The sequence below is a fragment of the Agromyces indicus genome (genome assembly GCF_031432295.1).
GTDB classification, from domain to species: Bacteria; Actinomycetota; Actinomycetes; order Actinomycetales; family Microbacteriaceae; genus Agromyces; species Agromyces indicus.
Window position 1 is genome coordinate 24928 of the sequence record NZ_JAVKGS010000005.1, and the last position, 11563, is coordinate 36490.

General features: G+C 72.6%; 8 protein-coding genes. 2 read left to right on the top strand and 6 right to left on the bottom strand.

The window, feature by feature from the left end; translation table 11 throughout:
- Both RH861_RS15225 and rpsT read left to right on the top strand, forming a co-directional pair.
- Entirely contained in the window at nt 1-753 is a 753-nt protein-coding gene (locus RH861_RS15225; protein WP_310521708.1) for an alpha/beta fold hydrolase, read from the top strand.
- 149 nt (nt 754-902) lie between these two features.
- Nucleotides 903-1163, top strand: a complete 261-nt coding sequence (gene rpsT, locus RH861_RS15230) for a 30S ribosomal protein S20 (protein WP_067945396.1) — start codon at nt 903-905, stop codon at nt 1161-1163.
- 113 nt (nt 1164-1276) lie between these two features.
- Here rpsT and holA read toward each other — a convergent pair whose 3' ends face one another.
- The 6 genes from holA to RH861_RS15260 all read right to left on the bottom strand — a co-directional run bounded on the left by holA (nt 1277) and on the right by RH861_RS15260 (nt 11559).
- On the bottom strand, nt 1277-2293 hold the full coding sequence (gene holA, locus RH861_RS15235; RefSeq protein ID WP_310521709.1) for a DNA polymerase III subunit delta: 1017 nt from the start codon (nt 2291-2293) through the stop codon (nt 1277-1279).
- A 31-nt stretch (nt 2294-2324) separates the two neighbouring features.
- Entirely contained in the window at nt 2325-4721 is a 2397-nt protein-coding gene (locus RH861_RS15240) for a ComEC/Rec2 family competence protein (RefSeq protein ID WP_310521710.1), read from the bottom strand.
- Complete coding sequence (locus tag RH861_RS15245) at nt 4722-5426, bottom strand: ComEA family DNA-binding protein (protein ID WP_310521711.1); 705 nt, start codon at nt 5424-5426, stop codon at nt 4722-4724.
- A 96-nt stretch (nt 5427-5522) separates the two neighbouring features.
- Nucleotides 5523-8099 carry a leucine--tRNA ligase gene (gene leuS, locus RH861_RS15250; protein ID WP_310521712.1) on the bottom strand — a complete coding sequence of 859 codons (2577 nt, stop codon included), beginning with the start codon at nt 8097-8099 and terminating at the stop codon, nt 5523-5525.
- An 87-nt stretch (nt 8100-8186) separates the two neighbouring features.
- A complete protein-coding gene (gene pabB, locus RH861_RS15255) occupies nt 8187-9590 on the bottom strand; it encodes an aminodeoxychorismate synthase component I (protein ID WP_310521713.1) in 1404 nt (467 codons plus the stop codon).
- Between the two features lie 103 nt (nt 9591-9693).
- Nucleotides 9694-11559 carry a PA domain-containing protein gene (locus RH861_RS15260; protein WP_310521714.1) on the bottom strand — a complete coding sequence of 622 codons (1866 nt, stop codon included), beginning with the start codon at nt 11557-11559 and terminating at the stop codon, nt 9694-9696.
- Nucleotides 11560-11563: the final 4 nt, after the last annotated feature.

Sequence of the window (11563 nt, forward strand, 5' to 3'; positions counted from 1 at the left end):
ATGCCGCGCGCCCGCGTCGTCCTCGTCCACGGCATCCGCACGTCGGCGACGATGTGGCGCGGGCAGGTCGCGCGCCTCGCGCGCCACGACATCGAGGTGGTCCCCGTCGACCTGCCCGGCCACGGCGCGCGCCTCGACCAGGCGTTCACGCTGGACGACGCGATGCGCGCGATCGACGAGGCGCTCGACGACGCCGACCCGCGGTCGCCGCGCCTGCTCGTGGGGCTGAGCCTCGGCGGCTACCTCGCGATCGAGTACGCGGCGCGGCATCCGCACCGGCTCGACGGGCTCGTGGCCGCGTCCTGCGGCACCCGGCCCCGCGGTGCCGGGTTGCGGGGGTACCTGGCGCTGGCCGCCGTGATCCGGCGGCTGCCCGACCGCGGCCGATGGCTGAACGACACCATGGCCCGGCTGTTCCTGCCGCCGGCCGCGGTCGAGGACGTGGTCGCGGGCGGCGTGGCCCTCGACGTCATGCAGCCGGCGATCGGGGCGGTCGCCGCGCTCGACATCGAGGCGTCGATCGCGGCCGTCGAGGTGCCGATCTGGTTCGTGAACGGGAGGTACGACCACTTCCGGATCGAGGAGCGCCGCTTGCTTCGCGCCGCCCGCGACGGGCACCTGATCCACGTCGAGGGGGCGACGCACCTCGTGAGCCTCGTGCGACCGGCGGAGTTCACCGCGACGATCCTCGGCGTCGTGGCGGAGCTCGAGCTGCGCGCCGCCCGGCGGGACGCCTCGCGCACGACCTCCTGACGGCCGCGCGCTTTGGCGTCGTGCCGGGCGAACTGGTATCGTTGCCTGTTGGCTTGCGTGTGGGTCCCACCCCGCACGATGCGCCGCGACGGCCCCTCTACCGATTGCGGCAACTCCGGTACCCGCAGAACACACGAAAGACGAACCACGTGGCAAACATCAAGTCGCAGATCAAGCGCATCCGCACCAACCTGAAGGCGCAGGAGCGCAACAAGGCCGTGAAGAGCGAGCTCAAGACCGTCATCACCGCGACCCGCAAGGCCATCGCCGAGGGCGACAAGGAGAAGGCCACCGCGGCCCTCCGCGTCGCGACCCGCAAGCTCGACAAGGCCGTGAGCAAGGGCGTCATCCACAAGAACCAGGCCGCGAACCGCAAGTCGGCCATCGCGAAGCAGGTCGCCGCGCTCTGAGCGACCGCCGCACTCGACCGAAGGGCCCCCACCGGAGACGGTGCGGGGCCCTTCGGCGTTCGAGGGCGCGACGGTCCTTACCCGGCGAGGGCGTGTACCCGTGACGGGCGTCGTCAGGCGAGAGCGCGCCCGCGGGCGCTGATCACGCCGACGAGACGCTCCAGCGCGAACACCGGGTCGCGCTCGGCACCCTTCACGGCGGCATCCGCAGCGGCGAGGGCCTCGATGGCCGCGCCCAGGCCCTCGTCATCCCAGCCCTGGAGGTCGCGGCGCGCCCGGTCGACCTGCCACGGCGCGAGCCCCAGCGAGGAGGCCGCCGCGCCGCGCGCGCCGGCGACCTTGGCCATCGTGCGGATCTTCATGGCGAACGCGGCGACGATCGGGACCGGGTCGGCCCCCGAGTCGAGCGCGTGCCGCAGGGCGATGATCGCGTCGCCGTGACGCCCCGCGATGGCCGAGTCCGCGACCGTGAACGCGGTGGTCTCGACGCGGCCGCTGTAGTACTTGGCGACCGTGGCCTCGTCGACGTCACCGGGGACATCGGCGATGAGCTGCCGGCAGGCCGCGGCGAGCTCCCCGAGGTCGTCGCTGAACGCCGCGACGAGCGCGCGCAACCCGGCCGGCGCGATCCTGCGGCCCGCGAGCTTGAACTCGGCCGCCGCGAAGTCCTGCTTGTCGGCGTCGCGCTTGAGCTCGGCGCAGACGATCTCGATGCCGCCGCCGGTGCCGGCTCGGATGGCGTCGAGGAGCTTCTTGCCCCGGGTGCCGCTGCGGTGCCGCAGCACGACGACCGTGCCGTCGGCGGGCGCCTCGAGGTACTCGAGCGCGTCGACGAGGAAGTCGTCGGTCGAGCGCTCGACTGCGGCCACGCGGATCAGCCGGGGCTCGCCGAAGAGCGAGGGGCTGGCGAGCGTGAGCAGCTCGCCGCGTCGATAGCCGTCGGCTTCGAGGTCGCTGACCTCGAGCGCCGGGTCCTCGTCGCGGAGGGCGTCGCGCAGCATCGCGACGGCCCGTTCGGCGAGTACATCCTCCCCGCCCGAGACCAGGACCACCGGCGCCGGTCGAACGGCGCTCCAGGCGAGTTGCGGGATCGCCGCCTTGGACTTCGCCGTGCCTCCGCGTGCCGCCACGTGCGCGCTCCCTCCGATGTGCCGCACCAGTCTACGGATCACCACCGACCTGATCCGCACGCTCGGTCCACACGGCGAACCCGCCCTCGGTCGCCACGAGCGCCGCGGTGCCCGACCGATCGCTTCGGATCACGTGGGTCCCGGCCTCGTCGAGCAGGTCCAGGAGCGAATCGGTCGGGTGCCCGTACCCGTTGTCGGCGCCGACGCCGACGAGGCCGACCGGGGCACGCAATTGGCGGTACAGCTCGCTGCTCTGGTCGGCGCTGCCGTGGTGGGCGACCTTCACGAGGTCGGCCGAGCCGATCGCGTGGTCGCGACGCAGCCGCTCCTGCGCCGTCTCTCCGAGGTCGCCGAGGAAGACGGCCCGGTACCGCGCTGTGCGCAGGTCGATCACCACGCTCGCATCGTTGCCGGGCTCGGTGCGCGGCGGAGGCCACAGCACCCGCCAGTGGGCCCGCCCGAGTGCACCGGAGGCGCCCGCGCCGACCTCGACCGCCTCGGCCCCGCCGCGGACGAGCGGCTCGAGCGCCCGGCTCGACCTGGCCCCGTCGAGCGGGCCGTGCAGGACGACGTCGACCCGACCGGCGATCGCCTCAACGCCGCCCGCGTGATCCGCATCCCAGTGCGTGATGACCGCCAGGTCCAGGCGGTCGACGCCGGTCAGGTCGAGGCAGCGGGCAAGCGCCGCCGGTTCCGCGCCGGCATCGACCAGCATGACCGCGTCGCGATCGCGGACGAGCACGGCATCGCCCTGGCCGACGTCGCATTGCACCAGTTCCCAATCAGCGGGGAGCACCGCTCGCGCGACCACGGGCCGACCGGCCGCCGCTCCGAGCGGGAGCGCGATCGACACGATCAGGATCACTGCGGCCACCGTCCGCACCCGGGTACCGGCACGGATGGCCGCGACCACCCCGGCAGCCACCCCGACCGCGCACAGCACTGCGCCCGGTGCATCGGGCATCCACGGCAGGGAGGTGACCGGGAGCCGATCGACGCCGTGCGCGAGCAGCGCGATCCACGTCGCAGGCAGCCACGCGACCTGGAGCGCCGCGAAGCCGACGGAGGGCAGGACGGGGAGGATGAGGCAGCCGACGAGCCCGGCGACCGTCGCGACGGGAGCTGCGGGCGCGGCGAGGAGGTTCGCGGGCACGCCGTAGACCGGCATGGACGGTTCGAGCAGGATCAGCACCGGCTGGCACGCCAGCTGCGCGGCGAGCGGAATCGCGATCATCACGGCGACCGGCCGCGGCATCCAGCGCGACAGTCGCGCACCGAGCGGTCCGGAGAGCAGGATGAGTCCTCCGGTGGCGCACACCGACAGGGCGAAGCCGAAGTCGCGCGCGTACCAGGGGTCGATCGCGAGGAGGACCACCGCAGCCACGGCGAGGGCCGACGCTCCTCCGCCGGACCGGCCCACGCCCAGCGCGACCAGCACGACGACCGCCATGACCGCGGCGCGCACGACGCTGGACTCGGGCGTCACGAGCAGGACGAACCCCGCGAGCGCGGCCAACGCGATCCCGATCCGCAGCGGACGCGGCGCGCCCGCCCGCCCGGCCGCCCAGAACACCGCCGCGGTCACGATCGCGCAGTTCGCTCCCGAGACGGCCGTGAGGTGGGTCAGCGAGGCGACGGTCATGGCCTCCCGGAGCTCGTCGGAGACGGCCGACGTGTCGCCGATGGCGAGCCCCGGCACGAGGGCACCGCCGTCGCCGCCCAGTCGGTCGGCGGCGTCCGCGAGGCCCGCCCGGAGTGGATGGGTCCACCCGACGAGGAACGGCGCCCCGCCCGACTCGAGGAGCTCGCCGCGCAACCGGAAGGCCTCGCGGTCCGCGGTGGGCAGGGCGGTCGCCCGGACCCGGGCGAGGTGCGTCGTGCCGAAGCCCGGGACGGACGGGGACCCCGACACCACCGCTTCGACGCGAACGGGCCGGTGCGGCCGCCCGTCCACCGCCGTCACGGTCGCGGGCGCCCGCCAGTTGCTCGAGCCCTCCTCCCATGGCGCCGGAACGGACGGGCGAGCCGCCGACTCGAGGCGCATCTCGACCTCGACCCAGCTGCGCGACACCGCGGCCTCGGACAGTGTGCCCGTCTCGCGCCCAGCCAGCGCGATGCCGGCGGAGGTCGCGGCGACCCCGGCGCACGCGGCCGCGAGGGCGATGCTGGTGAACCATCGATGCGCGAGACGGCGCACCCGAGCGCGCTGCCCCGGCCACTCCCCCGACCGACCCGATACCTCCGGCCGCCGGAACCCGCGTCGTCGCTCGGCGATGATCGCCGCGGCGAGCACGAGCCCGGCGAGGAGCCAGCACAGGACCGGCAGGCACCACGCCGGGATCCCTTCATCCGGCACTCCTGTCGCCAGCCACGCGGCCGCCCATGCGACGATCGCGGCGGGCAGGAGGCGCAGGTCGTGGCGGCGCACTCAGAGCGTCACGAGGTCGGCGAGACCGGAGTAGACCGCATCGCCGATGCCGGCGACGTCGAGGAGTTGCGAGACATCCGTGAACGGGCCGTTCGCCTCGCGCCAGTCGATGATGCGCTGGGCGAGCGCGGGACCGATGCGGGGAAGCGTGTCGAGAGCGGCGACGTCGGCCTGGTTGAGGCTCACCCGCCCATCCCCGGCCGCGGCGCCACCGGATGCCGCGGCGGCGGGTTCGGCGCCGAGGACCGGTACCACGAGCTGCTCGCCGTCGACGAGCGCGCGGGCGAGGTTGACCCCGCCCGGGTCGGCGTCCGGCGCCAGTCCGCCCGCTGCCCCCACGGCGTCGACGACGCGCGCACCCGGCGCGAGCTCGACGATGCCGGGCCGGGCGACCGCGCCGAGGACATGCACGAGGAGGGTGGGCGTGGGGGCCGCCGGGTTCGCCGCGCCCGAGGCGGCGGGATCCACCGCGCCGACGCCGTCGATCGTCACGCCCGGCGCGCCGACCTCGCCCTGCATGCCACCGCCGCCGGAGGCGAACGCGGCGAACGCCGAGACGGCGACGGAGGCGACGAAGACCACGACCGCCGCGCCGACCGCGATGCGTCGCCGGGGCCCGACGCGTGATTCGTCGAGCGCGGTCAGCGGGTCCACGTCGGCGCTCGACTCGACCGGGTCGGATTCGATGGGCTCGCGCACGGGCATGCGGGCACGCTAGCCGCGCCGGCACGACCGTCGGCAGCGAACCCGCGTCACGTGCGACGAACCGGAGCCGGCCCCGCCTGTGGAGGCCGGGTCGGGCTAGCGGCGCGTGGCTATGTTCACGAGCTTCGGCGCGCGCACGATCACGTTCGCGATCTCGCGCCCGGCCACCGATCGGGTCACCGCGTCCGACGCGCGCGCGAGGGACTCGAGCTCGTCGGCGCCGATCTTCGGCGACACCTCGATGCGGTCGCGCACCTTCCCGTCGACCTGCACGATCGCCGTCACGGACTCCTCGACGAGCAGGGCCGGGTCGGCCTTCCGCCACACCGCGTTCGCCACGGTCGGCTCGTAGCCCAAGCGTTGCCACATGTCCTCGGCCGTGTACGGGGCGAACAGGTCGAGGATCATCGCGGTCACCTCGGCGGCCTCGCGCACCGCGGCATCCGCCGGGCCGGCCCCCGAGTCGATCGCCTTGCGCGTGGCGTTCACGAGCTCCATGAGTCGCGCGACGATCACGTTGAACTTGAACGACTCGGCCAAGCCGGGCGCGTCCGCCAGCAGGCGATGCGTGATGCGGCGCAGCGCCGGGTCGCCCGTCTTCCACTCGACATTCGGGCTCGAGGCGACCTCACCCGAGATGCGCCAGGCGCGCGCGAGGAACTTCGCGGCACCGACCGGCGACACGTCCGCCCAGTCGATGTCGTCCTCGGGCGGGCCCGCGAACGCCATGGTCACGCGCAGCGCATCGGCGCCGTGCGCGGACAGCTCGGAGGCGAACTCGACCAGGTTGCCCTTCGACTTCGACATCTTGTGGCCGTCCATGATCACCATGCCCTGGTTGAGCAGCGACGTGAACGGCTCGGTGAACCCGAGGTAGCCGAGGTCGAACAGCACCTTGGTGAAGAACCGTGCGTAGAGCAGGTGCAGGATCGCGTGCTCGACGCCGCCGACGTACTGGTCGACCGGCATCCACTTCTCGGCCTCGGCGGGGTCGAAGGCGCGGTCGTCGTCGTTCGGGTTCAGGTACCGCAGGAAGTACCACGAGCTGTCGACGAAGGTGTCCATCGTGTCGGAGTCGCGCCGGGCCTCGCCGCCGCAGTTCGGGCAGGCGACGCTCGCCCACTCCTCGGCCGCGCCGAGCGGGCTCGAGCCCTTCGGCCGCAGGTCGAGCCCCGCGGCATCCGGCAGCCGGACCGGCAGGTCGGACTCGGGCACGGGCACCTCGCCGCACTGCTCGCAGTGGATGATCGGGATGGGCGTGCCCCAGTACCGCTGCCGGGAGATCAGCCAGTCGCGCAGGCGGTAGTTCTTCGCCGCGCGCCCGAGGCCGCGCTCCTCGAGGATCTCGATGGCACGTCGGATCGCGTTGGACTTGCTGAGCCCGTTCAGCGGGCCCGAGTTCATCAGGCGGCCCTCACCCGTGAGCGCGACGCCCGTCGAGGCGGGGTCGAGCTCCGGCAGGTCCTCGAGGGGCAGCGGCACGCCCTGGTCGTCGACGGGGATGACGGGGATCACGCCGGTCACGGGCGCGTTGGTGTCGACGACCACCCGCACGGGCAGCTCGAAGGCGCGCGCGAAGTCGAGGTCGCGCTGGTCGTGCGCCGGCACCGCCATGATCGCGCCGTGGCCGTAGTCGGCCAGCACGTAGTCGGCCGCCCAGATCGGCAGTCGCTCGCCCGTCAGCGGGTTGGTCGCGTACCGGTCGAGGAACACGCCCGTCTTCGGGCGGTCGGTGGCGAGCCGGTCGATGTCGCTCTCGGCGCGCACCGACTCGAGGTACTGCTCGAACCGCGCGCGCACGTCGTCGGAGGCGCCCTCGACGAGCTCGGCCGCGAGTGCCGAGTCGGGCGCGACGACCATGAAGGTGGCGCCGTAGAGGGTGTCGGGACGCGTCGTGAACACCGTCACCGGCTCGTCGCGGCCCTCGATGGCGAAGTCGACGTCGGCACCCGACGACCGGCCGATCCAGTTGCGCTGCATCGTGATGACCTTGCCGGGCCACTTGCCCTCGAGCTGGTTCAGGTCGTCGAGCAGGCGGTCGGCGTAGTCGGTGACGCGGAAGTACCACTGCGTGAGCGCCTTCTTCGTCACCACGCTGCCGCAGCGCTCGCAGTGCCCGTCGACGACCTGCTCGTTCGCGAGCACCGTCTGGTCGTTCGGGCACCAGTTGACCTGGCCCGCCTTGCGATAGGCGATGCCCTTCTCGTACAGCTTGAGGAACAGCCACTGGTTCCACTTGTAGTACTCGGGGTCGCTCGTGTGGAGCTCGCGCGACCAGTCGAACGACGGCGCGTACTGCTTGAACGAGCGCTTCTGCTGCTCGATGTTCGCGTACGTCCAGGCCTTGGGGTCGGCGCCGCGCTTGATCGCCGCGTTCTCGGCGGGCAGGCCGAACGAGTCCCACCCGATCGGGTGCAGCACGTCGAAGCCCTGGTGACGCCAGTAGCGGGCCGCGGCGTCGCCGAACCCGAAGGCCTCGGCATGGCCCATGTGCAGGTCGCCCGAGGGGTACGGGAACATGTCGAGGATGTACTTGCGCGGGCGCGTGTCGCCCGGCTGCGCGGCGCGGAACGGCTGGAGCTCCTCCCACACCGGGCTCCACTTCGCCTGGATGGCGGCGAAGTCGTACGTGCCGGCGTCGGCGGTCTCGGGGGTGTCCTGCTCGTGTGCCACGTGACTCTCAATCGTGCTGCGCGGGGAGGGTGCGGGCGCTCGGCCCGGGACGGGCGCGCGAGCGCGGCGCCCGAGGGACAAGCCTACTCAATGGGCGGGCGGGGGCGCCTGCGAGCGGACGGGGTCCTCGCCGCCGAGGACGGCGATGAGCGCGCGCGCCTTGAGTCGCGTCTCCTCGACCTCCTCATCCGGGTCCGACAGCGCCGTGATGCCGCCGCCCGTGCCGATCGACGCGCCCCGGGCGGTCAGCACGATCGACCGGATGACCATCGCCAGGTCGGCGGTGCCGTCGACCCCGAGGCATCCGAAGGCCCCCGAGTAGATGCCGCGCGGCCCGCCCTCGAGCTCGTGCAGGATCCGCATCGCGCTCTCCTTCGGCGCCCCGGTCATCGATCCGGCGGGGAACGCCGAGCGCACGGCGTCCAGTGCCGTGAGCGGATGCCGCAGGCGGGCCGTCACGGTCGAGACGAGCTGGTGCACGTGCGGGTACTCCTCGACCTCGAGCAGGCTCGGCACCGCGACCGTGCCGAGTTCGGCGATGCGACCGAGGTCGTTGCGCATGAGGTCGACGATCATGAGGTTCTCGGCGCGCTCCTTCTCGCTCGCGCTGAGCTCGGCGCGCAGGGCCCGGTCGGTCGCCGCGTCGGCCGACCGCGGGCGCGTTCCCTTCATGGGCTTGGTGGCGACGGTGCCGTCGCGTTCGACCAACAGGAACTGCTCGGGCGAGGCGCTGAGCAGCGCGACGTCGCCGAACCGGAGGAAGCCCCCGTGGTGGCTCGGGCTGCCGCGTCGTAGTCGCAGGTACGCCTCGACCGGGTCGGGCCGCACGTCGAGCTCGACCCGGTTGGTCAGGCACAGCTGGTACGCGTCGCCGCGCACGATGGCCTCGCGGCACGCGTCGATCATGCGACGGTACGCCTCGGCGCCGTGCCGCCACCGGGTGGGTGCGGATGCCGCGGGACCGGTCGCCGACGGCGTCCGGTCCGGCTCGCCCGCCGGGAGAGCGGCGAGCGTCGCTCGCGTTGCCTCGACCCACCCCTCGACAGATGCAGCGTCCTCCCCCTCGAGCCATTCGAGCCGCACGCGCCGGTCCGCGTGCTCGAACACGATCACGCGATCGGCGAGGAAGAACGCCGCGGCCGGCACCTCGGTCGCGGACGTCGGAACCCCGAGGGTACGGGCGCCGAATTCGTAGCCGAACCATCCGTGCCAGCCCACGGCGGCGCGTGCCGATGCGCCGAGGTCGTCGATCGGGTCGACGTCGCCGATCCCGGCCGCGAGCGCGGCATAGACGTCATCGGCCCGGTCGGCGTCGCCGGCGATCACGACCGGGGTGTCGCCGTCGGCGATCGCGATCACGCTGCGACCGTCGCGGGCACCGTCCCCGCCGTCGAGCCAGGCCGCGATCGACGCCGCCGCCGCGAGTGCGACGAAGACGACCTCGGGGTCGCGCCACTCGGGCAGCGTCAGGCTCCGGATGCGTCGTGGCACCCTCCGAGCGTACTGCCGGTGCCGAAGCGGTCCGCGCGCCGGGCGGGCGCGGACGCGCCGGTGGGCGGGCGCTCCCGCACCCGCCCACCGGCGTTCGAGCAGATCAGCCCTCAGGGTCGTACTGGAAGATGTACAGGCCGCTGTCGCGGTCCGATGCCAGCACGTACTTCTCGCCGTTCGGGTGCTCGTGCACCTCCACGCCCCAGAAGTTGTTGCCGCCCTCCTCGATGAAGTGGCCGACTTCGTTCAGCCCCGTCGCCCGGTCGTACTCCACCACGCGGAAGCCCGCGGCGTAGTAGGAGACGTACGCGAGGTTCTCGTCCGGATCGGTCGCGATCTCGTGCACCGACAGGTCGCCGAAGCCCGAAGCGTAGGCGGCGTCCTGGCTCTCGGGAACGTAGTACTGGTCGAGATCCTCCATGGTCTCGGCGTCGTACAGGTGCACGTAACCCCATCCGTCGAACACGGCGCTCACGTCCACGTCGCGTCCGGGGTCGCCGACCGCGAGCGGCACCGGGTACGGAGTCCCGCTGCCGCAGGTGTAGCCGGCCGGGACACCGCCCGTCAGGATGCGGAACCCGTCGGTGCGCGAGGCGAACACCGCCGGGATGCCCGCGTCGACGAGCATCGACACGAGGGCGTCGCAGTTGCCCGCGGCGTCGGAGTTGAAGACGATCGCTCCCTCGTAGCCTGCGGCCTCCACGGCCTGGACCTTGTCGGTGAACGCGCAGGTGCCGCGTTCGACGACGGCGACGGTCGCGCCGGCCGGTGCCGGGACGGAGGCCGCGGTGCAGGCGAGGCCGACGTAGCGCGTGCCTCCGGCGAGGCTCTGCTCGGGCGAGATCTGCGGCACGTCGGAACCCTGGACGGCGGTGAACTCGCCGGCGCCCTCGATCTGGGCGATGACGCGGTACGGATCGAAGTCCTCGTCGGTCGCGATGAAGAACTCGCGATCGTGCGTGAACTCGGCCTGATGCGCGTTGCCCTCCGGGGTGATCTCCTCGCCGGCGACCTCGAGCCGTACCGGATCGAACTGCTCGAAGTCGGTGTCGTCGATGAACACGGGGTTCGCCGGATCGTCGACGTTCAGCTTGATGTAGCCGCCATCCCAGTACGAGAGCAGCATGGTCATCACGCCGTCGACCTCTTCGACGACCATGTCGTGGAGGAAGGTCGCGTCGCCGTGGACCTCGCCGAGGGGCTGTGCGGACTCGTCGACCAGGTCGGTCTCGGACACCAGGACCGGCTTCGACGGGTTCGTGATGTCGAGGATGTCCACGTCGGCGGATTCCTCGTTGTCGACGAGCACCACGTACGCCCGGTCGCCGTCGGTCCACATGCGGATCGAGTGCGTCTCGTGGGCCTTCGTCTGCGCCTTGCCCGGCACGTCGAAGTCACCGGCACCCTCGACGAGCTTCTTCGGCTTCGCCGGGTTGGTGACATCGACCAGCGTCACGCCCCCGATCCCCTTGTCGTCGCCCGGGCAGATCTCGTTCTGGTAGGCGAGGAGCTGACCCGTGAAGTGCTCCGTGTTCAGGTCGATGACCTGCGACCCTTCGCCGCTGAAGGTGCCGCGGTGGCTGTCGATCTTCGTGACGACCTTCGGCGCCTCGGGATCGGCGATGTCGACGATGTAGACGCCGCCGCGATCGCACGCGGGCTCCCAGAAGGCGGTGAGGTAGGCGTAGTTGCCGTACGCCGAGACGTCGGCGATCCGGCCGGGCTGTTCCGCGCCTTCGAAGAGGTCGAGGTTGCCGATCTTCAGCACGTTCTCGCTCGAGGCAGGGAGGTGGCCCTCCTCCTCTCCGTGCTGCTGGCCGTGCGAGTGGTGGTTGTGGGTCTCCTTGCCGGAGTCGAGGACTCCGTCGTCGACGAGCGGCTCGTCGTGTGCGAGCACGGGGCCGGCGCCGAGCAGGAGTGCTCCCGCCGCGACGATGGCCGTGCCCGCGAGTGCGGCACTTCGGTACATGAAG

Bases quoted from the DNA above. Each gene is read 5' to 3' on its own strand.
- RH861_RS15225 (WP_310521708.1), top strand. From the start codon at position 1: ATGCCGCGCGCCCGCGTCGTCCTCGTCCACGGCATCCGCACGTCGGCG.
- RH861_RS15245 (WP_310521711.1), bottom strand. From the start codon at position 5,426: ATGCCCGTGCGCGAGCCCATCGAATCCGACCCGGTCGAGTCGAGCGCC.
- RH861_RS15260 (WP_310521714.1), bottom strand. From the start codon at position 11,559: ATGTACCGAAGTGCCGCACTCGCGGGCACGGCCATCGTCGCGGCGGGA.